We start from the raw sequence: 25,005 nt of genomic DNA on the forward strand, positions 1-25,005 counted from the left end.
CCTGCCGGTGGGTGAGGCGGAGCGGGGAGTCGGTGCGCGGGGCCGGGGTCAGCGACAGGCGTGCGACGACAGGCGGCCGTGGTCCAGCCACCGCCGGCGGGTCAGCTCCGAGTGCTCCACGCCACCTACCCGAACAGACGACCCCCGCCCGGCGCAACGAGGCGGGACCGGGGTCACCCCCGCCCGGCGACCCGGGCGTGCAGCCGGACCCACTGCCCGGCGTCGAGGTCGCGTGGCAGTGCCCGCGGCCCGAGACCGCACTCGCGCGCCCAGTCCCGGGCGAGGGCGCGGCCGAACCGCCGCCCGACGACGTCGACGACCCCGCGGCCGCGGCCGGTGAACACCGCGTCGACCAGTCGGTGGTGGTCCCGGGGCCGGGCGTCGAGCAGCGGCACGTCGCGGCGGGCGATCTCCAGCACCCCGCCGTCGACGGCCGGGACCGGCCGGAACGCCCGGGCCGGGACACGGTCGTGCAGGGTGAAGGTGAACCACGGCCACCAGCGGGCGGTGAGCGCGCTGGTGCCGCCGACCGCCGCCCGCTTGCGCGCCACCTCCCACTGCACCAGCAGCAGCGCGTGCGCCCAGCGCGGGGCGCCCAGCAGGCGTCGCAGCAGCGGGGTGGTCACCGCGTACGGGACGTTGGACACCACGTCGACGGGCCGGTCCAGGCGGGTGTCGAGCAGGTCGCCGTGGACGACGGTGACGGCGTCGCCGAACCGCCGTCGCAGCCGGGCCACCCGGTGCGGGTCGAGTTCGACCGCGGTCAGCGGCCTGCCGGGCAGCCGCAGCAGCGCGGCGGTCAGCGCGCCGTCGCCGGGGCCCAGCTCCAGCAGCGGCCGGGGCGGGTACCCGGCGACGACGGCGGCCAGCGCGGCCGGGACGGAGGTGTCGACGAGGAAGTTCTGGCCGTGCTCGTGACGGCCGAGCGGGCGGGGCAGGGGGGATCGCACAGGAGGCTCCCGGGGTGGGAGCCGGGGGCGCGGCGGGGCGCCGCCCGGCAGGGGTACGAGGACCGGCTGCTCGGACGGCGGCGCCAGGAGATCGGCAGGGATCAGGTGTGGCGCCGCCGTCGGGCGACGCGCAGGCGTATCGAGGCCACGGGGCGACGGTAGGGGCGACGGGGTCGCCGGCGCACCCGGATTTCAGTCCGTCAGGTCGGCGGGCGGTGCGGGCCAGTGCGGCAGGACGTGGCCGGGGTAGTCGTCGGAGACGGTGTCGGGGAAGGCGGGCGGGCGCTTCTCCAGGAACGAGGTGACGCCCTCGGCGACGTCGCGGCCCTGCCCGAGGTGCGCGATCGCGGCCGAGTCGGCGCGGTGGGCGTCCCACGGGGTGGGCGCGCCGAGCATCCCCCACAGCAGCTGGCGGGTCAGCGCGACCGACACCGCGGAGGTGTTGTCGGCGATCTCGCGGGCGATCGCGTACGCGGCGCCGAGCAGCTCGTCGTCGGGCAGGACACGGGAGACCAGACGTCCGTCGAGGGCCTCGGCGGCGTCGAACACCCGGCCGGTCGCGGCCCACTCCATGGCCCGGGAGACGCCGACGATGCGCGGCAGGAACCAGCTCGACGCGGCCTCGGGGACGAGCCCGCGGCGGGCGAACACGAACCCGAACCGGGCCGAGGCCCCGGCCAGCCGGATGTCGGCGGGCAGCGTCATCGTCGCCCCGATGCCGACCGCCGGCCCGTTGACGGCGGCGATCACCGGGGTGCGCAGCGCCGCCATCCGCATGGTCACGGTGCCGCCGCCGTCGCGGACGACGCCGCCGATGGTGCCGACGCCCGCCCGGTCGGCGGCGCGCTGCGGGTCGGTGGGGTCGAACGACGCCCCGCCGCGGCCCAGGTCGGCGCCGGCGCAGAAGCCGCGTCCGCGGCCGGTGAGCACGATCGCGCGGACGGCGTCGTCGGCGTCGGCGCGGTCGTAGGCGGCGATCAGCTCGCGGGCCATCGTCGGGGTGAACGCGTTGAGGCGGTCCGGGCGGTCGAGGGTGATCGTGGCGACCCGGTCGTCGACGTCGTAGGAGATCTGGGTGAAGGCGGGAGCGTCGGTGCTCATGATCGGCGAGTCTGCCCCGCCCCGCGCCCGGGCGACAGTGCCCGCGGCGCCCGCAGCCCGCCCGCAAGCGGGCTGCAAGCGGCCGGGCGCACGGTGGTCCCGTCGCGCCGGACCGACCGGACGCGCCCCTCCGGAAGGACCCACCGTGACCCTGCAGGACGCCCCCACCGCCACCACCGCCCCGGCGGTCCCCGCCGTCGACCCCGCCCGGCGACGCCTGGTCGTGGGCGGCGGCGTGATGCTGCTCGCCTCCGCCGTGCTCTCGCTCGCCGGTGGCGTCGCCCACCCCGTCGTCGACGGGAACGCCCACTCCGTCGCGTCCCTGCTCGCCCCCGGCTCGCCGTGGGCGCAGCTGTCGATCTACGCCGGCGCGCTCGCGCTGATGCTGGGCCTGCCCGCGGCCTGGGGCTGGTTCGCCCCGCGGGCCGGTGTGCTCGGCACGCTCGGGTTCGGTCTGTACTTCCTGGGCAACGCGCTGAGCGCGCAGGGCCACCTCGTCGTCGAGGGGCTGGTGGCGCCCGCGATCGCCCGTGCCGCCCCGGAGCTGGTCCCCGACGACGGCAGCATCCTCGCCGCCCCCGGTTTCGCGCTGCTGCAGATGGTCGGCGGGCTGGTGTTCCTGGCCGGGCTGGCGCTGACGGGTGTGGCGCTGCTGCGCACCGCCGGGGTGCCGCGCTGGATCGGCGCGGCCGCGCTGGCCGGGGCGCTGCTGCTGTTCGTGCCGCTGCCGGAGGCCCCGGTGCTCAGCGGGCTGCACGTGGAGCTGCTGCGCGGGATCGCCGTCGCCGGGCTCGGGGTCGTCATGATCCGCGAGGTGCGGGCCGCCCGGTGAGGCCCGCCGCGTCATCCGGCGGTCGCGAACCGCCGGGTGCGCACCGTCACGCCGCCGTCCGGGCGGCCGCCCGCGATGGCGGCCGCCCGGATGCAGGCGTGCGTCCACATGTTGAACTGCACCTCCTTGGCCACCCGCAGGGTGTTGTAGAGCACGTGCGACAGCCGGTCCCCGGGCCGGGCCCAGGACTCGATGTCGAAGCGCAGCATCTCCGGGTGGTCCGGGTCGCGACGGGTGCGGAACTCGATCCGGCCGGCCTCCAGGTGCCCGTCGAGGGTGACGAAGGAGAACGCGCTCGGCCCGGCGGCGGCCACCCGCACCGGGCCGTCCCACGGGCCGGGCATGCGGATCAGGAACTCGTCGCCGACCGCCATCCCGCCGGGCTCACCACGGGTGCGGCGGAACACCGCGAACTCCGGTGACCAGCGGTCGGGGTCCGCGGCGAGGCGCGTCATGAGCTCCTCGGGGCTCAGCCGGGACCCGCGGATGCGCACGCTGTAGCGCCGGTGCAGCAGGGTCCCGACCCCGTCCGACGGGCGCTGGACGTCGTCGCCCTCGGCGCCCTGCGGCGAGGCGGGTGGCAGGTCCCCCAGGTCCCCGACGACGTCGCTGCGGTGGATCGGTGTGGTGCGCCAGAAGTAGCGCCACGACACCAGCGCCAGGCCCACCGGCCAGCGCAGCACCGCCGACACCCGCCGGGACCGCCGGTCCCCCGTCACCGGGGTGGACCGATCTCTCGTCGTGGCCGTCATGGAAGTCCGCACGGCGTGGACATACCCCCTCTGCGGGATTACATCCGCCGGGAGCGGGGAAGGAACCGCCATGACGGTCGGACGTGTCCTGCACCGGGTCGGGTTGCGCGGTGCCCAGCTCCAGTGGTTCTCCCTCGGCTCGGTGGGCTTCTCCATCGCGCTGTGGCTGCGCGCGAAGACCGTGGACCAGGACGAGCGCGGCAACGCCGAACGCCGCGCCGTCTTCGTCGGCCTGTGGCCGTCGATGTTCTGGCTGATCGGCGACTCGATGCGGCGCGAGGAGAAGGGCCGTCGGTCCTGAAGCGCCCCGCCCCCGGGGACCGTCGCGCCGACCTGGACGGGCTCGCCGCACGCGGCGTGAACTTCGACGACGCCGAGACCCCCACCGACACCCGTGACCCGCGCTGGCACGTCGACCACGGCCGGGCCCTGGTCGGCACCGAGCCGCCCGGCGACCCGGTCCCCGACGGCCCCTGGGAACGTGCCTGCGCGGTGCTGCGCGACTACCAGTTCACCGCCCCGAACCGGCTGCGCGGTGTGTTCCGCCCGTCCGACCCGCTGCTGGGGCGGGACATGCTGCTGGAGGGCCGGTTCGGGCCGATGCGCTTCCACCTCGGCGTCCGCGTGACCGGTCTCGTCGACGAGACCGTCGACGGCCGGCGCGTCTGGGGCTGGACCTACGAGACGCTGCACGGGCACCTGGAGGAGGGCCGGCTCACCTACGAGGTGGTCAAGGACCTCGCCACCGGCGACGTCGAGTTCGTCATCCGCGCGTTCTCCCGGCCCGCGCACATCCCGAACCCCCTGTTCCGGCTCGGCTTCGGGTTGTTCGGCCGCGCGGTGCAGCTGGAGTTCTACCATCGGGCCGGGCAGCGGGTCCGCGAGCTCGTGGCCGACGCGGCGGCGGGCAGGCCGCTGCCGCAGCCGCTGCCGGGTGCCGACGGCGTGACCGTCGCCCCGCAGAACGGCGGGCGGCACTGGACGGACCCGTTCGCCGTGCTCGTCCGGCATCCGGGTGTCTGACCCGGGTGCGCGATCCGATGAGGGGGGACGTCCGATGGACGATCGGATCCGGCGTCCGAACCCGTTCCGCTGGGTGGCCTACGCCTTCGGTGCCCGGCTGCCGGTCCGGAACCGGCGCTGGGTGCTGCACGACGTCACGACCCGCACCTGGGTGCTGCGCCACCTCCTCCGCACGACGGTCCAGCTGATCCCGCTGCTGGTCCTGCTGTTCCTGGTGGTGCCCGGACCGGCGTGGGTGCGGCTGGGCGCCATCGCCTCCGGCGCGGTGATCGGCTACTTCTACTCGACGGTCTACGTGGTCGAGGCGTGCGAGACCCGGGTGATGAAGGCCGGCTACCCGGTGGGGGCGGCCGCGTCGACCCGGGAGGCGCGACGCGCCGAGCAGCACGTCGACGCCCGGCTGCGCCACGACCGGGAGTTCGGGGCGGACCGCGACCGGGACGACCGCCGGGGCTGAGCACCCCCGCCGCGGCGGGCCCCGGCCGCGGTCACGCCGCGCCGTCGAGCCGGGCCCGGTGCTCCTCGGTGAGGTGCAGGTCACGGGCGTCGAGGGCCTCGTCGAGCTGGGCGGCGCGGCTGACCCCGACCAGCGGCCACGCCGGCCCGACGGCCTGCTCGCCCGCGAGCCCGGTCCGGCCGTGGCCGCCGGTGGTGATCCAGGCGAGCACGACCTGGTTGCGGGTCGCGCCGGTGTCGGCGGCGACGGCGTCGAGCGCGGCCAGCCGCGCGGTGGTGCCGGGGTGGTCGTAGGCGTCGGGCAGGGGGCGGTCGGTGCGGGTCAGCCCCCCGTTGACCAGCGGGGTGTAGGCCCACAGGGTCAGGTCCTCGGCGGTCGCGAGGTCCGCGGCGTCGGCGGTCAGCAGCACGTGCCCGGAGTCCGGCAGCGCCGCACCGGGCCGCGGGACCACGTAGGAGTGCCGGTACTGGACGGCGTCGAACCCGGCGACGCCCTGTGCCGCGGCGCTCGCACGGGCCCGCTCCACCCGCCACGCGGCGTGGTTGGACGCGCCGAGCCGCCCGGCCAGCCCGTCGGTGACCAGGGCGCCGAGCGCGGCGACGGTCTCGTCGAGGTCGGTCGCGCGGTCCTCGGTGTGCGCCCAGAAGAGGTCGACGGCCTCGACGCCGAGCCGGGCCAGGCTGCCGGCGGCCGCGTCGCGCACCGCGGTGGCGCCGAGCCCGCCGCGCACCCCGGTCTTGGTGGAGATCCGGACCTGCCCGCGCACGCCGGGCCGGGCGGCGAGCCAGGCGCCGAGCACCCGCTCGCTCGCCCCGATCTCCCCGGCCGGGTCGTTCCAGAAGGCGTAGACGTCGGCGGTGTCGAGCCATACCCCGCCGCGCTCGACGAAGCGGTCGAGCAGCGCGAACGAGGTGGCCTCGTCGACGCGGGTGCCGAGGTTCATGGTGCCGAGGACGAGCTGCGGCGGGGTCGCGGAGGTCATGGGAGGAGCATCCGGGTCGACGCCCGCGGCGGGGTGCGGGGGGTGCTCTCCGACCAGCGGCGAGGCCGGGGCCCGCGCCCGCACGCCGCGGCGCCCCGTCCCGGCGCGCGGCCCCGGTGCACGGGTGCCGCGCGGCGTCACGGGGCGCCGCGGGTGGAGCGGGTCAGGGGATGACGACCGGCCCGGTGGTCGGGGCGGGGTCGTCGGCCCAGCGGTGCCCGGTCTCGCGCGGGGTGACGCCGTCCTCGGTCCACGCGGCCAGCAGCTGCGCGACCTTGGCGTGCATCACGGTGCGCAGCCGGTCGAAGGAGTTCTGCGGGTCGTCGTCGACCTCACCGAGCAGCAGCCACCAGGCCCAGGCGACCGCACCGGCGTTGGCGACGAAGTCCGGCAGCACCGGCACGCCGCGGGCGGCGAGCATGGCCTCGGCCTCCGGGGTGGTCGCGGCGTTCGCGGCCTCGACGACCACGCGGGCGCGGACGTCGTAGGAGTTGTCCGGGGTGATCGCGTAGGAGATCGCGGCCGGCACCAGGATGTCGACCTCGGCGGAGAGGATCGCGGTGCGCGGGAGCTGCTCGACACCGGCGGGCAGCCGGGTGCGGTCGATCTCGCCGAAGCCGTCGCGCAGGTCCAGCAGCGCGGGCACGTCGAGGCCGTCGGCACAGTGCAGGGTGCCCGCGGCGTCGGCCAGCGTGGTGACCTTCATCCCGGCCTCGTACAGGTAGTAGGCGGCCGCACCGCCCATCGTGCCGACGCCCTGGATCGCGACCGTGGTGTCGGCCGGGATCTGGCCCCAGGACACCGCGGAGGCCAGGCAGGCGTGCGCGACGCCGTAGCCGCCGATCACGTCGCCGAGCTCGAACCCACCGTCGACCTCGGCGGTCAGCCCGGTGCGCACCCGCTCCAGGGTGGCGGCCGGGTCGGCGGCGCGGCTGATCGCGGCGTGGTAGCTCTGGCCGAGGCCGATCTTCTCGAAGACCTCGTCGATCAGGTGCTGCGGGACGCCGAGGTCCTCCGCGGTCACCCAGTGCGCGTCGATCCAGGGGCGCATGGCCTCGCAGAACCGCTCGAGCACCTCGACGGCGCGCGGGTCCTTCGGGTCGAAGTCGATGCCGCCCTTGGCCCCGCCGATCGGCAGGTCGAAGGTGGCGGTCTTGTTGGCCATGCCGCGTGCGAGGTCCTCGACCTCGGACAACGTGCAGCCGGCCCGCATCCGGGTGCCGCCGGTGGCGAGGCCCGCCCGGAGGGTGTGCACGACCAGGTAGCCGACGGCGCCGGTCACGGCGTCGTTCCACTGCAGGCGCATGTACGGCTCGGGGCGGCGGACGACCGGAGCGACGGTGGGCGCCGGGGCGCCGGCGACGTACGGGGCGGCCGTGGCCGCCGTCTGCGGGGTGCTCCCGGCCGGGTTCTGCATCGTCGTCATGGCGACCCACCTCCTGCTCGTGCTGCACCGGTCGTCGCCGCCAGGGGCCGTTCCGGTCTCGTCGACATCGCGGACCTCGTCGTCCCCCGGCCGCAGTCGTTCCCGACCGGTGGCCCCAGGTTGGGGTCGCACCCGGTCCCGCGTCCATTTACGGATCATTCACGGCGCTGTTCACCGTTCCTGCACAGCGCAATAGGCTCAGCGACATGGAGCTGTCCCTGTCTCGGCTGCGGATGCTGCGCGAGCTGCACCGGCGGGGAACCATCACGGCGGCGGCGACCGCGCTGCACTACACGGCGTCGGCGGTGTCCCAGCAGCTCGCGCAGCTCGAGCGCGACGTCGGGACCCGCCTGTTCGAGCGGAGAGGTCGCCGGGTCCAGCTCACCGACCTCGGGGTCCTGCTGGCCGAGCACGCCGAGGAGATCCTCGCCTCGGTCGAGCGCGCCACCCAGGCCCTGGAGGAGGCGGGCGAGACCGTTGCGGCCAAGCTCACCGCCGGGGTGTGGGCCTCGGTCGCCTCGGGCCTGCTGCCCGACGCGCTGACCGCGCTGGCCCGTACCCACCCCGGCGTCGAGGTCCGCACCCGCGAGCTCGCCCCGGAGGAGACCGCGGCCGCGGTGCGCGACGGCGAGCTCGACCTGTCGTTCGTCATCGACTACTCGAACTACCCGATGACGTGGGACAAGGGCCTGGAGCGGGCGGTCATCGCCGTCGAGCGGGTCTACGCGGCGGTGCCCGCCGGGGCCGTGCCGGCCGCGAGCGTGATGCTGTCGGAGCTGGCCGAGCACCCGTGGATCGTGTCGCCCGCCCGGTCGCACTTCGGGCAGGCGGCCCGGCTGGCCTGCCAGAGCGCGGGCTTCGAGCCGCGGATCGACCACGAGGTCGAGGAGCAGGCCACCGCGATGGCGATGGTCGCGGCCGGGCTCGGCGTCACCCTGGTGACCGACCTGGGCCTGGCGCTGCGCCCGCCGGGGGTCGACATCGTCGCGCTCGGCGACGCCCTGACCCGCACGGTGTCACTGGCCTACCGCACCACCACCGCACGACGGGCCGCGCTGCCGCTGGTGATCGAGGCCGTCCGGACCGCGGCGGCGCAGAAGGGGCTCGGCGCCGACGCCCCGATCCCGGTGCAGCCGGACTCGCTCGGCCTGGCCTGACCCGTTCCGCGGCGGAATCGTCGGAACCCGGTCGAACCGTTTCCGCCGCCGGTTCCGAAGAACGGTTGTGCTGACCGAGAACCGGACCGAGGGAAACGGGCCCCTGGCCCTTCCGTCGCGTTCCGTGGCGATCCTGGTGGAACTGCTGGCGATCGCCGCGGCAGTGGCATCGGGGCATCTCGTGGCGGCCCTGGTGGCACCGGCGTCGTCGCCCTTCGTGGCCGTCGGCGACGCGGTGGTGCGGCTCTCGCCGCAGCCGGTCGTGGAGTTCGCCAAGTCCGCGTTCGGGACGGCCGACAAGCCGGTCCTGCTCGCCGGGATCGGCGTGCTGCTGGTGCTGCTCGGCGCACTGGCCGGGCTCGCGGCGCGCCGACGGCCCGCGGTGGGGACCGCGGTCGTCGCCGCGCTGGGGCTGCTCGCGGTGGCCGCGGTGCTGACGGGTCCGGTGCCCACCGCGACCGACCTGGCCGCCCCGGTCGTCGCGCTGGTGGTGGGCGTGGCGGTGCAGCGGGGGCTGGACCGCCTCGCCCGCCGTCACGGTGGGACCCGCACCGGGAGCGGCGGGAGCGGTGACGGGGTCCCCCGGCGCACCGTGCTCGCGGGGGCCTCGGCCGCCGTCGCCGCCGGGACGCTCGTCGCGGGCGGGGCCGGCCTGGCGCTGTCCTCCTCCGGCAGCGGGATCGCGGCCTCGCGGGCCGCGCTGACCGGCAGGCTGGCCGCGGCGACGCTCGCCGAGACCGCCCCGCCGGTACCCGCGTCGGCCGCGTTCCCCCAGCTCGGCACCGTCCCGTTCGTGACGCCGAACGCCGACTTCTACCGCATCGACGTCGCCCTCACGATCCCGGCCGTGCGGGCCGAGGACTGGTCGTTGCGGGTGCACGGCCGGGTCGGGCGCGAGCTCGTCCTCACCGTCGACGACCTGCTGCGACGGCCGCTCGTGCAGCGCACGATCACGATGACCTGCGTGTCCAACACGGTCGGCGGGAACCTGGTGTCCACCGCGGACTTCGTCGGCGTCGAGCTGGCCCCGCTGCTGCTGGAGGCCGGGGTCGACCCGTCCGCGGACCAGATCGTCTCCACCAGCCGCGACGGCTGGACGGCGGGCACCCCGACCGCGACCGTGCTCGAACCCGGCCGGGGCGCGCTGCTCGCGCTCGGCATGAACGGCGAGGCGCTGCCGGTCGAGCACGGTTTCCCGGTGCGCATGGTCGTCCCGGGGCTCTACGGCTACGTCTCGGCCACCAAGTGGCTCGCCGACATCGAGCTGACGACCTTCGCCGAGCGCAGCGTGTACTGGCGCGATCGGGGCTGGGCCGAGCGCGCCCCGATCAAGACCCAGTGCCGCATCGACGCCCCGGTCGGCTTCTCGAAGCTCCCAGCCGGACGTGTGCAGGTCGCCGGGGTCGCGTGGGCGCAGCCGGTCGGGATCACCGCCGTCGAGGTCCGCGCCGACGACGGCCCGTGGGTGCGGGCCGAGCTGGCCACCGAGGTCAACCCGAACACCTGGCGGATGTGGCGGGCCGAGCTCGACCTCTCCCCCGGCAGCCACACCCTCACCGCCCGGGCCACCGACCGCCGCGGGCTCGTCCAGACCGACGTCCGCGTCGACCCGATCCCGGACGGCGCGACGGGGTGGCCGAGCACGATCATCACCGTCGTCTGAATCGTTCCACGCCACCCGGAAGAAATATCCGAAAAAACTTCCGGAACCGCCGAACCGCCCGGACCCACCGCCCGAACAATTCACTGAAGTCCATACAGGACAGACAGTTTCCTCGAAAGGGAATCAGCCATGCGCGCCTCTCGCACCCTCGCCACCGTCGGCCTGCTCGCCGCCCTCTCGCTCGGCCTCACCGCCTGTGGCGGCGGCAGCGACACCTCCGCACCGCCCGCGGCGGCCCCGGCCTCCTCCTCCGCCCCGGCGACCACCGCCGCCGCCGACGGCGTCACCACCAACGACGACGTCTTCGGCCCGGCCTGCAGCCAGCTGCCGCAGGGCGACGAGCCCGGCTCGCTGAACTCGATGGGCCCGCAGCCGGTCGCCACCGCCGCGAGCACCAACCCGCTGCTGACCACGCTGGTCACCGCCGTCGGCAAGGTCCCCGGCCTGGCCGACACCCTGAACCAGCAGCAGGGCATCACCGTCTTCGCCCCGGCCAACGACGCCTTCGCCGCGGTGCAGCAGCAGCTCGGCGAGGAGAAGTTCAACGCCCTGCTGGCCGACACCACCCAGCTGCAGGGCCTGCTCTCCTACCACGTGACCCCGGAGCGTCTGGACGCCGCGGGCATCGTGGAGAAGAAGACCCTGACCGAGCTGGCCGGCGGCGACCTCACCATCGGCGGCACCGCCGAGGCCCCCACCGTCACCGACGGGCAGGGCAACACCGCCAACATCCTCTGCGGCAACATCCCGACCGCGAACGCCACCGTGTTCGTGATCGACAAGGTCCTCATGCCCAAGAGCTGACGACCGACGGCACGACACGACGGGCCCGGGGTGCGAACCCCGGGCCCGTCGTCGTACGAACACCCTGCTGTGACCGCGACCCCGATCCACCCCGCCGCGTCCCTCACCCGGCCGCTGGCGGTGGTCACCGGTCTGCTCGGCGTCGGCTCGGCCCTCGCCGTGGGCGACCTCGTCGCGGGGCTGGTGGCGCCGGCGTCGTCGCCGTTCCTGACCGTCGGCGACCAGTTCGTCCGGCTGACCCCGGAGTGGCTGAAGCAGTTCGCGATCGCCACGTTCGGCACCGCCGACAAGCTCGCGCTGCTGACCGGGATGGCGCTGGTGATCACCGGGCTGGGCGTGGCCGCCGGGCTCCTGGCCCGGCGACGGCCCGCCCCGGGCGTGGCGGTCCTCGTCGCGATGGGGGTGACCGCCCTGGTCACCACGGTGCTCGCGCCCGCGTTCCGGCCGGTCGACCTGCTCGCCCCCACCGTGGCGCTCCTCGTCGGGCCGACGGTGTTCCTCGCGGTGCACGCCGCGTTCACCCGGGCGGCCCGGGACGGCCTGGGCGCCGCCGCCCCGCTGTCGCGCCGGCAGGCCCTCTCGCTGGCCGGCGGGGTCGCCGTCGTGTCACTGGGGGCGACCGTCGCCGGGCGGCTGCTCGCCGCCGCGCCGTCGACGTCGGGGCCGGCGGCACTCGCGCTGCCGCCCGCCCCGCCGGTACCGGCGCTCCCGCCGGACGCGACCCTGCCGGGCGCACCGGCCTGGCTGACCCCGACCGCGGACTTCTACCGGATCGACACCGCGCTGCAGGTCCCGCGGGTCGACACCGCCTCGTGGACCCTGCGTGTGCACGGCATGGTCGAGCGCGAGCTGACCCTCTCCCTGGACCAGCTGCGGGCCCGCCGGGTCGTCGAGGTGCCGATCACGATGGTGTGCGTGTCCAACCCGGTCGGCGGCGCGCTGATCTCCAACGCGCGGTTCACCGGGGTGCGCCTGGCCGACCTGCTCGCCGAGGCCGGGATCGGGCCCGGGGCCCAGCAGCTGCTGTCCACCAGCGTCGACGGGTTCACCACCGGCACCCCGGTCGACGTCGTCACCGACGGCCGCGACGCCCTGCTCGCGTTCGGCATGAACGGCGAGGCGCTGCCGGTCGAGCACGGCTTCCCGGTGCGCATGGTCGTCCCCGGCCTCTACGGCTACGTCTCCGGCTGCAAGTGGATCACCGACATCGAGGTGACCACCTGGGATGCGGCCACCGCGTACTGGGCCGAACGCGGCTGGGCCCGCGAGGGCCCGGTGAAGACCCAGTCCCGCATCGACACCCCGGTCGCCGGGGCGTCGGTCCCGGCCGGGCGGGTCGTCGTCGCCGGGACGTCGTGGGCGCCGCACGTGGGCATCACCCGGGTCGAGGTCGCCGTCGACGGCGGGACCTGGGTCCCGGCCCGCCTCGGCGCCGACGTCGGCGCCGACACCTGGCGGATGTGGCGCACCGAGATCGAACTGGGACCCGGCGAGCACACCCTGCGCGTGCGCGCGACCGACCGGACCGGCACGGTGCAGACGGAACGGGAACAGGTCTCGATCCCCGACGGCGCGACCGGCCGGCACACGGTGCCGGTCACCGCGGTCTGACGGGCGGGCCGGCCCCGCCGCGCTCCCCCGCCGAGTCGATCCGGAAGTCGATGCACCCCTCAGACCACCCCGCCCCGCCCTCCGTCCCCCGCCGCCTGGTGGTCGCGACCCTGCTCGCCGGCCTGCTCGCGGGCCTGCTCGCGGCGCTGGTGCCGTTCGCCCCCGTCGACACCCGCAGCACGACCGTGACCTGGCCCCGGGCGGGCGAGCAGCCGGTGTCGACGACGGCGGCGTTCCAGCCCTACGCGCCGGAGGCGGTGCGCGTCGACGTCGGCTGCCGGGTGCTGCGCACCGCGCAGGCCCGCTCGGCCGACACCGGGACGTCGACGACCGTCGTGGGCTCGGAGCGGCCCGGCGCCACCGGGATCGGGTTCGCCGTGCTCACCGGACCGGGCGGGGAGCTGCGGGTCCTGGTCGGGGGCCGTGAGCTGCTGCGCGCCCCCGTCCCGCCCGGCGACGCCTGCGGGCTGGTCCTCGACACCGACGAGGCCGGGTCCCGGGTCACCCTCGGCGACGCCGCCCCGCTCGCGTTCCCCGGCGACATCGTGCGCGCGGTCGCCGCGTTCACCACCCAGCTCTCCCCCGCCGACGCCGACGGCCTGCGGGTCACCGCGCGCACCGCGGACTGGTTCGCCGCCGCGTCGTCGCCGGCCAAGACCGTGCTGATCGGGTCGCAGTGGCTCGCCGCCGCCCTCGCCGCGGTGCTGCTGGCCCGCCTGGCCGGTGACCGGTTCCGGCGCCGCCGTGGCGCGGCCCGGCTCCGGCGGGCCCGGCTGGCCGCGGTGGCCACCCCGGCCGGGATCGGACGGGCCGCCGCGGACGTGCTCGTCGTCGTCACCCTGGCGGTGTGGACGGTGCTCGGGCCGCTGTCCACCGACGACGGCTTCACCGAGGCGATCGCGCGCAACGCGACGGGTACCGCGACCGGCGACTTCGGCAACGTCTACCGCTGGGGCAACGCCTCGGAGGCGCCGTACACGCTGGTGATCCGCCTGGTGCGGGCGCTGGCCGAGACCGGGGTGGGGCCGCTGGTGCTGCGCGTGCCCTCGGTGCTCGCCGGGATCGCGGTGTGGCTGCTGCTGTCGCGGGTCGCGTTGCCCGCGGTGCTGGCACGCCACCACCGCCGGGCCTGGGTGCGGGGCACGCTCGGCGTCGCGCTGCTGGCGTGGTGGCTGCCGCTGAACCTCGGGGTCCGCCCGGAGCCGTTCGCGGCGCTCGCGACGACCGCGGCGCTGTGCTGTGCGCTGCGCGCCGCCGCCCGGCCCGGGCGCCGCGGCGGGACGTGGACCGCGGCCGCCGCCCTCGCCTCGGGGCTGGCACTGGCGGTGACTCCGTCGGCGGTGACCGTCGCCGGTCCGCTGGTGCTGCTGCTCCCGGCGCTGTGGCGGCGGGTCACCCGCCACGGCGGCGGGGGGCTCGCCGTCGGGGTCGCGGCGACCGTCGCCGCGGCCGGGATCGCCGCGGCCGGGCTCACCCCCGTCTTCACCGGGCAGAGCCTGTACACGGTCGCGCGGGCCACCGAGATGCACCAGTTCTACGGCCCGGCCACGCCGTGGTTCCAGGAGCTGCGCCGCTGGAGCTACCTGCTGGGGTTCGGCACCGAGCAGGGCGGCCTCGGCCGCCGGGTGCCGGTGCTGCTCGCCGTCGCGATGCTGGTCGCGGCGCTGCCGCTGGTCGCACGCGGCGCGCACCGGTGGGGCCCCGGTCTGCGGTGGACACCGGTCCCCCTGGCCGGACTCGCACTCGGGTTCGTGCTGCTCACCCCGGCGCCGTCGAAGTGGACCCACTACTTCGGGACGCTCGCCGGGACCGGGGCGCTCGCCGTCGCCGCGGGGGCGGTGCTGGTGGTGACCGCGGCCCGGCGGCCCGCCGACCCGACCGTGCGCGGCGCGGCCGCCGCCGGCACCCTGGCGGCGGTCGTGCTGGTCGCGCTGGCCTTCTCCGGACGCAACGAGTGGTTCCTGTGGTCGGGCTGGGGCGTGCCGCGCGCCGACGGGCCGTTCGCGCCGCTGAACTCGCCCGCGGTGTGGGCCGTGGTGGCGGCGGCGGTGCTGGCCGTGTCCGCCGTCGCGGTACACCGGTCGGGACGCCGAGGACACCGGACGCGGCGGGACTCCACGGCCCGGGCCGCGGCGGCGCTGCCAGCCGGGATCGTGGTGGTCGCCCTGGTCACCGGGGTGTCGGTGGTGGTGGCGTCCTTCGTCGTCGCCCCGGTGCGCCAGGGCGGGGGCTACAGCGTCGGCGGACAGATGTGGAGCGAGCTGACCGGCCGCGACACCTGCGGGATCCTCGACCACGTCACGGTCCCGGTCGACGCGGGCGCGCTGCCCGCCGCCGGCGGCGCCGACACGCTCACCGGGTTCACCGAGGGCCGCGGCTGGGTCGACGACCCGCCGCGCGGCGGGCTCGCCTGGGGCAGTCTCGACGGCGGCCCGGACACCACCGGCGAGCTCCGCACCCGATGGTTCGCCGTCGCGCCGGGACCGGGCGACCGGGTGCTGTCGGTCGACGTCGCCGGGCGGACCGGGCAGGGCAACACCCTGGAGCTGGAGTACGCCCGGGCCGGGTCGCCGGGCCCGGACGGACGCGTGTCGCTCGACGACACCGCGACCGGTGCCCGCGGCACCTACCCCACCGAGCGGGTGCAGGAGGCCGTGCCGCTGGACCGGCCGGGCTGGCGCACCGTGCGGGTGCCCGTCTCCGCGTTCCCGGCGGACGTCGACCGGGTGCGGGTGCACGCCGTCGACACCGCCGTCGGGCCGGGTGGCTGGGTGGCCGCCGCCGCCCCGCGGATGATCACCCCGGCGCCGGTGGTGCCGATGCTGCGCGACGCCGACGGCCCGGTCTACGTCGACTGGTCGATCCTCTGGTCGGCGCCCTGCCTGCGCGACCTGCCCGCCGTCCGGGCCGGGCTGGTGCAGACCCCGCGTTACCTGGTGCTGGGCCCGTCGTCGCTCGGGTTCGCCGTGGACGTGTCGTTCGCCGACGTCGCCGGGGGCAGCTTCGCGGCGATGCGCCGCACCACCACCGAGCAGGTCGTCGCGACCCGGATCGACACCGCCGACGACCCGGACCAGGCCGACTGGGGCTCGATCACCCGGATCGACACCGACCTCGCCGTCGACGCCTACGACGTCACCTCGGTCCCGGTGCGCCGCTGGGGCTGGGAGGGCGACCGGACCCCGATCGGGTACCCGGCCCTTCCGGCACCGTGACGACCCTCCGGTCGGAGGGGCCCCGCGGCCGCATCCGGCTGATAGACACATGCGGACACCCGCACGCAACGAAGCGAGGGACACCGTGGCCTTCCCCGGTCTGCAGCACGTCGCCCTGACCGTCAGCGATCTCGAACGCAGCACGCGCTGGTACGCGGCGCTGTTCGGCGCCGAGCCCGTCCTGGACGAGGACGAGGAGGGCGGCCGCTTCCACCACACCGTCTTCGCCCTCGACGGTGGGATGCTGTTCGGTCTGCACACCCACCAGGGCCGCGAGTCCGGCGAGCCGTTCGACGAGGAGCGCACCGGCCTCGACCACGTCGGCTTCGCGGTCGGCTCGCACGCCGAGCTGGAGCAGTGGGCGCAGAAGCTGACCGACCTGGGCATCGCCCACGAGGGCGTCAAGAAGGCGCACTACGGCAGCGGCGTCTCCTTCCGCGACCCGGACAACATCGCCCTGGAGTTCTTCACCGGGCCGGAGTGAGCCGGTGCGGGGGGGTGTCCGGACACGCCCCGCCGCACGCCACCCGGGTGGACGGCTCCCGCACACCGACGCCGTGCGCGGTTTCGTGTTCGACGTCGCGACCGGGCGGCTGACCGCGGTGAAGCAGGGCCGTCGCACCCCGAGTGCGGTGGTCGCACCCGCCGCGACGGGTGCGACGGCCGCCGTCGCGGTGCGCGGCGGCATCTCGCCGACGCCCGGGTGCGCGGTGGCCCGCACGCCGGACGGCCCGATGGCACCCCGCCGCGCTCCCGCGCCCGCCGAGAGGCAGCCCGGCGGACGCCCCGGGTCACCCTGCGCCCCCCGAGCTGCATCCCGGTGTCGTCCCGGGTCCGCCGGGACGCGACGGGCGTGCCGCGTCCCGGCGGGACGGGTCAGGCGACGCGCGGGCGGCGGCGCAACGCGGAACGGGCCGCCGCGAGCTGCTGGGCCACCTCGGCGGTGATCAGCTCGGCGTGCAGGGCGTCGTTGCCGGGGTCGCCACCACCGCGCAGCGCGCGGTGGCGACGTACGAGGGCGTCGAGCCCGTCGAGCAGCTGGGTTCCCGGATCAGCGGTGGGCAGGGTCGGAACGGTCATGGGATGTCTCCTGGTGACGAGGTGTCGGTGTCGATCCGTCGGGACGATCGACCGGCCGACACAGCGTCGAGGAGATCCGCACGTAGTCGATGTGACGCCGCCGGGACAGGACGGTGTTGATGTACCGGCTCACGACGCCGCGGCTTTCCTACCGGCGATCGCGGCGAGCAGCTCCGCGGTGTACTCGTCCTGCGGGTCGTCGAACAGCTCCGCGGTGGGCCGCAGCTCGCGGAGCCGTCCGTCGCGCAGGACGCCGGTGCGGTGCGCGACCCGCCGGACCACGGCGAGGTCGTGCGAGATGAACAGGTAGGACAGGCCGTCGCGCTCCTGCAGCTCGGCGAGCAGCTCCAGCACCTGGGCCTGCACCGAGACGTCGAGCGCGGACACCGGCTCGTCGGCGACGACGAGGTCCGGCGACAGCGCCAGCGCCCGGGCGATCGCGACGCGTTGACGCTGCCCGCCGGACAGCTCCCCCGGCCGCCGGTCGAGCGTCCCGGACGGGAGCGCGACCCGGTCGACGAGCTCCGCGGCACGATCGGCCTGCTCGGCGGCCGAACCGACGGAGAACGCCCGCAGCGGCTCGGTGACGATCTCCCGGACGGTGAACCGGGGGTCCAGCGAGGCGTAGGGGTTCTGGTAGATCAGCTGGGCGCGGCGGCGCAGGGCCCGCCACGCCTCACCGCGGACGCGGGTCACGTCGTCGCCGCCGAGCAGCACCTGCCCGGAGGTGGGGTCCTCCAGGCGCAGCAGCAGCCGCGCCGTCGTCGACTTGCCCGATCCGGACTCCCCGACCAGCGCGACGGTCTCGCCGCGGGCGATCGTGAACGACACCCCGTCCACGGCGCGGTGGGTGCGCCGCGTCCAGGAGCCGCGGGCGCGGGGCAGCGGGAACTCCTTCACCAGGTCGCGGACCTCGGCGACCGGGGTCCCCGCCGTGTCGACGGGCGGCAGCACCGGCGGGGCGGTGAGCGCGAGACCGGGGGCGGCGGCGAGCAGCTCCCGGGTGTAGGGGTCGCGGGCCCCGGCGAGCAGCTCGGCCGGGGTGCCCTGCTCCACGACCCGCCCGTGCCGCATCACGACGATCCGGTCGGCCCGGTCGGTGGCGACGGCGAGGTCGTGGGTGATCAGCAGCAGCGCGGTGCCGAGGTCGCGGCGCAGCGTGTCGAGGTGGTCGAGGATCCGCCGGGCGACGGTCGCGTCCAGCGCACTGGTCGGCTCGTCGGCGACGACCAGCGCGGGCCCGGCGGCGATGGCGATCGCGATGAGCACGCGCTGGCGCATCCCGCCGGACAGCTGGTGCGGGTACTGCCCGGCGCGGGTCCCCGGCTCATCGAGACCGGCCTGCCCCAGGAGCTCGACGGCACGGGCCGGTGCGGAGCGGCGGTCGGCGAGCCCGTGGGTGCGCAGCACCTCCGCGACCTGCACGCCGACCTTCTGGACCGGGTTCAGCGCGACGCCCGGGTCCTGCGGGACGAGCCCGATCCGGGCGCCGCGCACCGACCGGTACGCGCGCTCGGACAGCCCGGTGAGGGTGGTGCCGTCGAGGGAGACGGTGCCCGCGGCGACGGCACCGGCGGCGGGCAGCAGCCCGAGCACCGCGGCGGCGAGGGTGGTCTTGCCCGACCCGGACTCCCCGACGACGGCGACGACCTCCCCGGGTGCGACGGTCAGGTCGACCCCGCGCACGGCGTGCACCGTCCCCCCGCTCCCGGCGTAGGTGACCTCCAGGCCCTCGACCTGCAGCAGGGCGCTCATGCGGAGCGCCCCCACTCGCCGTCCAGGGCGCGGGAGATGCGGTTGACCGACAGCACGGTCGCGGCGATGACCAGGCCGGGCATCGCGCACACCCACCAGGCGACGGCCAGGTAGTTGCGGCCGTCGGCGACCAGCGAGCCCCACTCCGAGGCGGGTGGCGGGGCGCCGTAGCCGAGGAAGCTCAGCGCGGACACCGCCAGGATCGCCAGGCCGAACTCCAGCACCGCGAGCACGACGACCGGCCCGGCCGCGTTCGGCAGCACGTGCCGCCACAGCGAGACGTACCAGCGGGTGCCGACCGCGCGGGCGGCCTCGACGTAGAGGGCGCGGCGCACCCGCAGGGTCTCGGCGCGCATCACCCGGGCGAAGCTCGCGACGCTCGCCACGCCGACCGCGATCGCGACCTTCACCGTCCCGAAGCCGAGTGCGGTGATCAGGGCCAGCGACAGCAGGATCGCGGGGATCGCGAGCAGCACGTCGACGCCGCGCATGAGGACCTCGTCGACCCAGCCGCCGGCGAACCCGGCGAGCAGCCCGATCAGCCCGCCCGCGACGAGCGCGACGGCGACCGCGATCACGGTGGCCTGCAGCGACAGCGAGGCGCCGTGCACGACCCGGGTCCAGACGTCGCGGCCGAGGTGGTCGGTGCCGAACCAGTGGCCGGGCCCGGGCGGGGCGAGCCGGCGTGCGGTGTCACCGACCGCGGGGTCGCCGGGCGCGAGCAGCGACGGCACGAACGCCGCGGTCAGCACGAGCAGCACGACCGCCCCGGCGAGCACCAGCCCGGGCCGGGAGCGCAGGAACCGCCCGAGCCGGGCCCGCGGCCGCCGACCGGCCGGAGGCGGTGTGTCACGGACGCCGGGCGCGGCGAGGGGGGCGCGGTCGAGCAGGGTCATCGGGTACTCCCGGGGGCGACGGCGACCCGTGGGTCGAGCAGCGGGTAGGCCAGGTCGACGAGCAGGTTGACCACGACGAAGGCGAGCGCCGCGAACAGCACGATGCCCTGTACGACAGGGATGTCCTGCGCCCCGACCGAGGCGACGGTGAGCCGGCCCAGGCCGGGCCGGGTGAACACCGTCTCGACGACGACCGACCCGGCGAGCAGGTTCCCGACGACGTAGCCGAGCACGGTGAGGGCGGGGATCGCGGCGTTGCCCAGCGCGTGGCGCAGGTGCACCGCGGCCGCGCCGACCCCCTTGGCGCGGGCGGTCGTGACGTACGGCGAGTCCAGCGCCTGGGTGAGGCTCTTCGCGAGCACCTGGGCGACGAGCGCGCCGGTCGGGAGGCCGAGGGTGACCGCCGGGAGGATCAGCGACTCCGGTCCGCGGTCGCCGACCGAGGGCAGCCAGCCGAGGGAGAACGAGAACAGCTGCACCAGCATCAGCCCGACCCAGAACACCGGCAGCGACACGGCCAGCGACGGCAGCGACGCCAGCACCTGCCGCAGCCACGGCGTCCGGGCCCAGGTCGCGGCGAGCGCGACCGCGGTGCCGCCGACGACGGCGACGAGCAGCCCGGCGGCGGCGATCTGCAGGGTCGGGGGGAGGGCCTGCGCGACCGCGGTCCGCACGTCCTGCCCGCTGGCGAACGACGTGCCGAGGTCGCCGTGCAGCGCCGCCCAGAGCTTCGTCACGTACTGCACCGGCAGCGGCTGGTCGAGGCCGTAGCGGGCACGCAGGGCGTCCAGCTCGGCCGGCGACACCGGCTCGCCGTCGCCCGAGGCCATGGTCGCGACCGGGTCGCCGGGCAGCAGGTAGAGCACGATGAAGCTGACCGTCCACGCCGCCCACAGCACGACGGCGGCGAGCCCGAGGCGGCGCAGCAGGTAGGGGACGGTCATCGCGCGTCGGACTTCCAGGCGTCGTGCAGCTGGATGCGCGAGGACGCGTCGAACGCGACGCCGTGGGCGTCCGGGCCGACGCCGAGCACGGTGGTGAGCTCGACGACGGGCGCGGTGTCGAACCGCTCGGCGAGCAGCTTCTGCGCCTGCCCGGCGAGTGCCGCGCGTCGCGCCGGGTCGACCGTGGCGGCCTGCTCCGCCAGCGGGGCCTGCAGCGGCCCGGCGGGCAGCCGGTAGCGGTTGGTCCCGTCGGTGCCGTAGGTCGACCGCAGGATGTCCGGGTCGGCCCGGGTCAGGTTGCCCCACGCGGCGACGAAGTCCCCGCCGTCGAGGACGGCCTGGGTCTCGGCGATCTGGATCTCGCGGAGCGCCACGTCGATCCCGATCCGGCGCAGCTGCTGCTGGATCAGCTCCAGCGCGGGCTTGGTGGTGCCGATGTTCTGGGCGAACGTCAGCGGCACGGTCAGGCGCTGCCCGCCCTTGGCGCGGATGCCGTCCGGGCCGGGCACCCACCCGGCGCGGTCGAGCGCGGCGGTCGCGGCGGCCGGGTCGTAGCCGACGAGCGCGGACTGGTCGGCGTAGGACGGCGTCGTCGACGACAGCGGGCTCGTCGCCGCCCGCGTCTGGGCCGGGTAGACCGCGGCGACGACCTCGTTGCGGTCGATGCCCCGGCTCACCGCCTCGCGGACGGCGGCGTCGGCGCCGAGCGGGGTGCCCTGGTTGAACGTGATCCCGAACGGCAGGCCCGGGTTCGGCCGGGCCGGGAGCTGGACCCCGGCTCCGGTGAGCGGGGCCTCGTCCTGCTGGCCGACGCTCGCGATCGCGTCGACCTCGCCGGACTGCACGCTGCCCGCCCGCACCCCGGACTCGGGGACGACGCGGAACTCGGCCCGGTCGAGCCAGGCCTCGCCGGGGTGGGTGAACAGCTGCGAGCCCCAGTCGTAGCCGGCCCGCTTCGCGAGCACGGTGACGTCGTTCTTGGCGTAGCGCTCGAGGGTGAACGGACCGGAGCCGACGACGCCGGCGCAGCGCTCGTCGTCGGAGCGGACGGCGCTGGCCGGGGAGAGCAGGCCGAGGCTGTGGGTGGAGGTGCCCTGCAGGAACTGCACGTTGGGCTTGGAGAACCGGACGGTGAACTCGGTGGGGCTCGTGACGTCGGTGCCGGTGTACCCGGCCAGGTAGCCCTTGGGGAGGCTGCCGCGGGCGCCCAGCTGCACCGCCCGGTCGAGGTTCGTCTTGACCGCGGCCGCGTCGACGGGCGCGCCGTCGGAGAAGGTGGCGCCGGGGCGCAGGGTGAACGTCCAGGCGGTGGCGTCGGCGTTCGACGACCAGCGGGTCGCCAGCCAGGGCACGATCGCGCCGGTGGACGGGTCCTGGTCGGTGAGCGAGTCGACGACCTGGCGCAGCGAGTAGATCGAGTCGTTGCTCTGCACCTGCTGCGGGTCGGCGCAGCCCTGGTCCGAGGACACCGCGAACACCAGCGTCCCGCCCGGCTGCGGCGGGCCCGCGTCGGCGGCGGCGCCACCGGCGCCGGAGCCGCAGGCGGTCAGGGTGAGCGCGGTGGCGGCGAGCAGCACGGCCGAGCGGCCGGCGGGCAGGTCCCGCCACAGCCGGAACCGGCGCCTCACGACGCCACCGCCGCACGGCGCTCGCCGAAACGCGACGGGTGCGCGAGCCCGAGGTTCTCCCGCAGCGTGGCGCCCGGGGTGTAGTCGGTCCGGAACACCCCGCGCTCCCGCAGGATCGGCACGACCCGGTCGACGACCTCGTCGAGCCCGGACGGGCTGACGTGGGAGCCGAGGATGAACCCGTCGGAGGCGTCGTTCTGCACGTAGCGGTCGATCTCGTCGGCCACGTGCTCCGGGGTCCCGACGAACACCGCGCGGTCGAAGACGTGCTTGACCGTCTCGCGCAGCGAGTACCCGTGGGCCTGCGCGAGCTCGCGCCAGGCGGCGACGGTCGCGTGCGCGTCCTGGGTCAGCGGGGCCCGGCCCTCGATCCACGTCGGGGCCTCGGGGGTGGGCTCGACGTCGGGCAGCGGTCCGTCCGGGTCGTAGCCGGACAGGTCGCGGTTCCAGACCATCTCGGCCAGCACGATCGAGGTCCACGGGTCGACCTGCCGGTCGTGGATGTGCTCGTGACGCTCGCGGGCCTCGGCGTCGGTGTCGCCGAGCACGACGCCGGCGCTGGGCAGGATCCGCACCTCGTCGGGGTCCCGGCCGGCCTTGCGGACCCGGGCCTTGACGTCGTCGTAGAAGGCGCGGGCCTCGTCGAACTTCTGGTACCGGGAGAAGATCGCGTCGGCGGACGCGGCGGCGAAGTCGCGACCGGCCGGGGACTCGCCGGCCTGCAGCACCACCGGGTGGCCCTGCGGGCTGCGCGGGGTGGTGAAGCGCCCGGCGATGTCGAACTGGTTGCCCGAGACCGCGAAGTCGCCGACGTGGCCGTCGCGCAGGAAGGTGCCCGACGCGGGGTCGGCGACGACGGCGTCGGAACCCCAGGAGTCCCAGAGCGCGCGGACCGCGGCAAGGGTCTCCCCGGCGCGCCCGTAGCGCTGGTGGTGGCCGAGGTAGGCACCGCGGCGGAAGTTCTCGCCGGTGGGGGCGTCGGAGCTGGTCACGACGTTCCACGCCGCGCGCCCGCCGGAGAGGATGTCCAGCGTCGCGAACTTCCGGGCCAGCTCGTAGGGCTCGTTGAAGGTCGAGTTGATCGTCCCGGCCAGACCGATGTGCTCGGTGACCGCGGCCAGCGCGGCGAGCACGGTGAAGGTGTCCGGGCGTCCGACGACGTCCTGGTCGAAGATCTCCCCACCGCGGGTGCGCAGCCGCAGTCCCTCGGCGAGGAAGAGCAGGTCGAGGCGCCCGCGCTCGGCGGTGCGCGCCCAGTGCTCGAACGACTCCCAGGCGATGTGGCTGCCCGAGGCCGGGTCGCTCCAGACGGTGTCGTGGTTGACGCCCGGGAAGTAGGCGCCGAGCACGATCTGCTTCCTGTTGCTCATGCGGTGGCTCCGGAGAAGGTCGGGACGGCGGCGGACCCGGCCCCGGCGGCGTAGCGGCTGGCGGGCCTGGGCAGCCCGAAGCGCTCGCGCAGGGTGGTCTCGCCGTAGGCGGTGCGGAACACGCCGCGGGACTGCAGCTCGGGGACCAGGCCGTCGACGACGGCGTCGAGGTCGGTCGGCAGGACGGCGGGGCGCAGCCGGTAGCCGTCGAGCCCGGCGCGGCGCCAGGACAGCAGGGTGTCGGCGAGCGCGGCGGGGGTGGTGGCGAGGATCGCGGCGTCGGAGGAGAGCGGGTCGAGCGCGTCGAGGCGGGCGAGCCGCTCGCGGGCGGCGCGCTCGGTGCCGGCCAGCACCACGACGACGTCGCCGAGGATCCGCAGCGGCGGCGCGGTGCGGCCCGCGGCGGCCTCCGCGGAGCGGACCTGGGCGACGATGCGCGCGGCGTCGTCGGCGTCGTGCGGTGTGGTGAACACGACGTCGCCGACCCGGGCGGCGAGCAGCGCGGGGTCGTAGCCGTGGGCCAGCGACACGACCAGCGGCTGGCCCTGCGGCGGGCGCGGCACGATCGACGGCCCGGCGACGCCGAAGTGCTCCCCGGCGAAGTCGACCCGGTGCAGCTTGTCGCGGTCGACGAAGCGCCCGGTCAGGGCGTCGCGGATCTCGGCGTCGTCCTCCCAGGAGTCCCAGAGCCTGCGCACGACCTCGACGGCGTCGGCGGCCTCGCCGAACAGCTCGGCGACGAGTTCGCGGGCGGCCGGGGTGCCGAGGTCGGCACGGCGCAGGCCGGGGACGCTGCGGCGCCCGAAGTGGGCGGCCTCGTCGGCGCGGACCGAGGTCTGCACCCGCCACCCGGCGCGGCCGTGGCTGTCGTGGTCGAGCGTCGACAGCGCGGACGCGACGTGGAACGGCTCGGTGTGGGTGGTGGTGACGGTCGGGACCAGCCCGATCCGCGACGTCGTCGGGGCGAGGAAGGCGGCGACCAGCGAGGCGTCGAGGCGTCCCTGCACCCGGTCGGTGCGCCGGTCGGCGCCGCTCAGGTGGTCCCCGGACTGCAGGCCGAGTGCGTCCTCGATCGTCACCAGGTCCAGCAGCCCGCGCTCGGCGGTGCGGGCCAGGTCGGTCCAGTAGCGGGCGGTGAACGGCCCACGGGGGTGCGCGGCGGGGTCGCGCCAGGCGGCGGGGTGCCAGCCGGCGCCGTCGAGGGCGACGGCCAGGTGCAGGGGGCCGCCGGTGGTGGTGTCCGATGTGGACATACGGCATCGCTTTCTCGTCGCCCGGGGGGCACGACGGGACGAAAAGGACGTCGGGGCGGCGCGGAACGCGGCGGCCGGGACGGGGGCCGTCGTGGACGGCCGGGGC

Annotated in this window: 22 protein-coding genes; 10 read left to right on the forward strand and 12 right to left on the reverse strand. The window is 76.0% G+C overall.

Going from position 1 to position 25,005, the window contains the following annotated elements:
- Positions 1–173: 173 nt before the first annotated feature.
- Positions 174–938: a 23S ribosomal RNA methyltransferase Erm gene (gene erm, locus ND486_RS17595; protein ID WP_285898923.1), complete on the reverse strand. Its 765-nt coding sequence runs from the start codon at positions 936–938 to the stop codon at positions 174–176.
- Positions 939–1,142: 204 nt separating this feature from the next.
- Positions 1,143–2,051: an enoyl-CoA hydratase-related protein gene (locus ND486_RS17600; RefSeq protein WP_251785194.1), complete on the reverse strand. Its 909-nt coding sequence runs from the start codon at positions 2,049–2,051 to the stop codon at positions 1,143–1,145.
- Positions 2,052–2,196: 145 nt separating this feature from the next.
- Between ND486_RS17600 and ND486_RS17605 the strand changes: the two genes are divergently transcribed.
- Positions 2,197–2,883 carry a hypothetical protein gene (locus ND486_RS17605; RefSeq protein ID WP_251785195.1) on the forward strand — a complete coding sequence of 229 codons (687 nt, stop codon included), beginning with the start codon at positions 2,197–2,199 and terminating at the stop codon, positions 2,881–2,883.
- 11 nt (positions 2,884–2,894) lie between these two features.
- Here ND486_RS17605 and ND486_RS17610 read toward each other — a convergent pair whose 3' ends face one another.
- A complete protein-coding gene (locus ND486_RS17610; RefSeq protein ID WP_251785196.1) occupies positions 2,895–3,635 on the reverse strand; it encodes a DUF1990 family protein in 741 nt (246 codons plus the stop codon).
- A 70-nt stretch (positions 3,636–3,705) separates the two neighbouring features.
- Here ND486_RS17610 and ND486_RS17615 point away from each other — a divergent pair, with 70 nt between their 5' ends.
- Genes ND486_RS17615 through ND486_RS17625 form a run of 3 tightly spaced genes read left to right on the forward strand, consistent with a single transcriptional unit; the run spans position 3,706 to position 5,115 of the window.
- A complete protein-coding gene (locus ND486_RS17615) occupies positions 3,706–3,936 on the forward strand; it encodes a hypothetical protein (protein ID WP_062403384.1) in 231 nt (76 codons plus the stop codon).
- Positions 3,937–3,992: 56 nt separating this feature from the next.
- The gene (locus ND486_RS17620; protein ID WP_251785197.1) at positions 3,993–4,658 is read left to right on the forward strand and encodes a DUF1990 family protein; all 666 of its coding nucleotides are present in this window, start codon (positions 3,993–3,995) and stop codon (positions 4,656–4,658) included.
- Positions 4,659–4,692: 34 nt separating this feature from the next.
- Positions 4,693–5,115, forward strand: a complete 423-nt coding sequence (locus ND486_RS17625) for a DUF5313 family protein (protein ID WP_208822007.1) — start codon at positions 4,693–4,695, stop codon at positions 5,113–5,115.
- Between the two features lie 31 nt (positions 5,116–5,146).
- On the opposite strand, the gene ND486_RS17630 is transcribed toward ND486_RS17625, so the two are convergent.
- Together ND486_RS17630 and ND486_RS17635 are read right to left on the reverse strand one after the other, a co-directional pair.
- Positions 5,147–6,097 (reverse strand): aldo/keto reductase, encoded by a 951-nt coding sequence (locus tag ND486_RS17630; protein ID WP_251785198.1) that lies wholly within the window; start codon positions 6,095–6,097, stop codon positions 5,147–5,149.
- Between the two features lie 163 nt (positions 6,098–6,260).
- Complete coding sequence (locus tag ND486_RS17635; protein ID WP_062403389.1) at positions 6,261–7,403, reverse strand: Glu/Leu/Phe/Val dehydrogenase; 1,143 nt, start codon at positions 7,401–7,403, stop codon at positions 6,261–6,263.
- Between the two features lie 326 nt (positions 7,404–7,729).
- Here ND486_RS17635 and ND486_RS17640 point away from each other — a divergent pair, with 326 nt between their 5' ends.
- From ND486_RS17640 to ND486_RS17665, 6 genes are all read left to right on the forward strand, one after another.
- Positions 7,730–8,680: a LysR family transcriptional regulator gene (locus ND486_RS17640; protein ID WP_062396203.1), complete on the forward strand. Its 951-nt coding sequence runs from the start codon at positions 7,730–7,732 to the stop codon at positions 8,678–8,680.
- A 124-nt stretch (positions 8,681–8,804) separates the two neighbouring features.
- On the forward strand, positions 8,805–10,343 hold the full coding sequence (locus tag ND486_RS17645) for a molybdopterin-dependent oxidoreductase (RefSeq protein WP_251785199.1): 1,539 nt from the start codon (positions 8,805–8,807) through the stop codon (positions 10,341–10,343).
- Between the two features lie 129 nt (positions 10,344–10,472).
- Positions 10,473–11,147 (forward strand): fasciclin domain-containing protein, encoded by a 675-nt coding sequence (locus ND486_RS17650; protein ID WP_224402000.1) that lies wholly within the window; start codon positions 10,473–10,475, stop codon positions 11,145–11,147.
- 69 nt (positions 11,148–11,216) lie between these two features.
- On the forward strand, positions 11,217–12,758 hold the full coding sequence (locus ND486_RS17655; protein WP_251785200.1) for a sulfite oxidase: 1,542 nt from the start codon (positions 11,217–11,219) through the stop codon (positions 12,756–12,758).
- A 50-nt stretch (positions 12,759–12,808) separates the two neighbouring features.
- Entirely contained in the window at positions 12,809–15,973 is a 3,165-nt protein-coding gene (locus tag ND486_RS17660) for an arabinosyltransferase domain-containing protein (RefSeq protein WP_251785201.1), read from the forward strand.
- Positions 15,974–16,058: 85 nt separating this feature from the next.
- Positions 16,059–16,457, forward strand: coding sequence for a VOC family protein (locus tag ND486_RS17665; protein WP_208821987.1), 399 nt, complete (start codon positions 16,059–16,061; stop codon positions 16,455–16,457).
- A 392-nt stretch (positions 16,458–16,849) separates the two neighbouring features.
- Here the strand turns inward: ND486_RS17665 and ND486_RS17670 are convergent, their stop codons facing one another.
- The 7 genes from ND486_RS17670 to ND486_RS17700 form a co-directional block, all read right to left on the reverse strand.
- A complete protein-coding gene (locus ND486_RS17670) occupies positions 16,850–17,053 on the reverse strand; it encodes a hypothetical protein (RefSeq protein WP_251785202.1) in 204 nt (67 codons plus the stop codon).
- A 129-nt stretch (positions 17,054–17,182) separates the two neighbouring features.
- A complete protein-coding gene (locus ND486_RS17675; RefSeq protein ID WP_251785203.1) occupies positions 17,183–18,808 on the reverse strand; it encodes an ABC transporter ATP-binding protein in 1,626 nt (541 codons plus the stop codon).
- Positions 18,805–19,704 carry an ABC transporter permease gene (locus ND486_RS17680; RefSeq protein WP_073574345.1) on the reverse strand — a complete coding sequence of 300 codons (900 nt, stop codon included), beginning with the start codon at positions 19,702–19,704 and terminating at the stop codon, positions 18,805–18,807. Before ND486_RS17680 ends, ND486_RS17675 begins: the two co-directional genes overlap by 4 nt.
- Positions 19,701–20,648, reverse strand: coding sequence for an ABC transporter permease (locus ND486_RS17685; protein WP_251785204.1), 948 nt, complete (start codon positions 20,646–20,648; stop codon positions 19,701–19,703). Before ND486_RS17685 ends, ND486_RS17680 begins: the two co-directional genes overlap by 4 nt.
- A complete protein-coding gene (locus ND486_RS17690) occupies positions 20,645–22,276 on the reverse strand; it encodes an ABC transporter substrate-binding protein (protein WP_251785205.1) in 1,632 nt (543 codons plus the stop codon). The genes ND486_RS17685 and ND486_RS17690 overlap by 4 nt, the downstream gene beginning before the upstream one ends.
- Positions 22,273–23,646, reverse strand: a complete 1,374-nt coding sequence (locus ND486_RS17695) for an NtaA/DmoA family FMN-dependent monooxygenase (protein ID WP_251785206.1) — start codon at positions 23,644–23,646, stop codon at positions 22,273–22,275. Before ND486_RS17695 ends, ND486_RS17690 begins: the two co-directional genes overlap by 4 nt.
- Positions 23,643–24,899, reverse strand: a complete 1,257-nt coding sequence (locus ND486_RS17700; RefSeq protein ID WP_251785207.1) for an LLM class flavin-dependent oxidoreductase — start codon at positions 24,897–24,899, stop codon at positions 23,643–23,645. The genes ND486_RS17695 and ND486_RS17700 overlap by 4 nt, the downstream gene beginning before the upstream one ends.
- Positions 24,900–25,005 lie beyond the last annotated feature (106 nt).

Source organism: Pseudonocardia sp. DR1-2, from assembly GCF_023717215.1.
Lineage (GTDB): Bacteria > Actinomycetota > Actinomycetes > Mycobacteriales > Pseudonocardiaceae > Pseudonocardia > Pseudonocardia alni.

What these genes read in the sequence shown, in the direction of transcription:
- ND486_RS17600 (WP_251785194.1), bottom strand. Translation starts at nt 2,051, where the DNA reads ATGAGCACCGACGCTCCCGCCTTCACCCAGATCTCCTACGACGTCGAC.
- ND486_RS17610 (WP_251785196.1), bottom strand. Translation starts at nt 3,635, where the DNA reads ATGACGGCCACGACGAGAGATCGGTCCACCCCGGTGACGGGGGACCGG.
- ND486_RS17615 (WP_062403384.1), top strand. Translation starts at nt 3,706, where the DNA reads ATGACGGTCGGACGTGTCCTGCACCGGGTCGGGTTGCGCGGTGCCCAG.
- ND486_RS17625 (WP_208822007.1), top strand. Translation starts at nt 4,693, where the DNA reads ATGGACGATCGGATCCGGCGTCCGAACCCGTTCCGCTGGGTGGCCTAC.
- ND486_RS17630 (WP_251785198.1), bottom strand. Translation starts at nt 6,097, where the DNA reads ATGACCTCCGCGACCCCGCCGCAGCTCGTCCTCGGCACCATGAACCTC.
- ND486_RS17635 (WP_062403389.1), bottom strand. Translation starts at nt 7,403, where the DNA reads ATGCGCCTGCAGTGGAACGACGCCGTGACCGGCGCCGTCGGCTACCTG.
- ND486_RS17640 (WP_062396203.1), top strand. Translation starts at nt 7,730, where the DNA reads ATGGAGCTGTCCCTGTCTCGGCTGCGGATGCTGCGCGAGCTGCACCGG.
- ND486_RS17650 (WP_224402000.1), top strand. Translation starts at nt 10,473, where the DNA reads ATGCGCGCCTCTCGCACCCTCGCCACCGTCGGCCTGCTCGCCGCCCTC.
- ND486_RS17660 (WP_251785201.1), top strand. Translation starts at nt 12,809, where the DNA reads ATGCACCCCTCAGACCACCCCGCCCCGCCCTCCGTCCCCCGCCGCCTG.
- ND486_RS17670 (WP_251785202.1), bottom strand. Translation starts at nt 17,053, where the DNA reads ATGACCGTTCCGACCCTGCCCACCGCTGATCCGGGAACCCAGCTGCTC.
- ND486_RS17675 (WP_251785203.1), bottom strand. Translation starts at nt 18,808, where the DNA reads ATGAGCGCCCTGCTGCAGGTCGAGGGCCTGGAGGTCACCTACGCCGGG.
- ND486_RS17680 (WP_073574345.1), bottom strand. Translation starts at nt 19,704, where the DNA reads ATGACCCTGCTCGACCGCGCCCCCCTCGCCGCGCCCGGCGTCCGTGAC.
- ND486_RS17685 (WP_251785204.1), bottom strand. Translation starts at nt 20,648, where the DNA reads ATGACCGTCCCCTACCTGCTGCGCCGCCTCGGGCTCGCCGCCGTCGTG.
- ND486_RS17695 (WP_251785206.1), bottom strand. Translation starts at nt 23,646, where the DNA reads ATGAGCAACAGGAAGCAGATCGTGCTCGGCGCCTACTTCCCGGGCGTC.
- ND486_RS17700 (WP_251785207.1), bottom strand. Translation starts at nt 24,899, where the DNA reads ATGTCCACATCGGACACCACCACCGGCGGCCCCCTGCACCTGGCCGTC.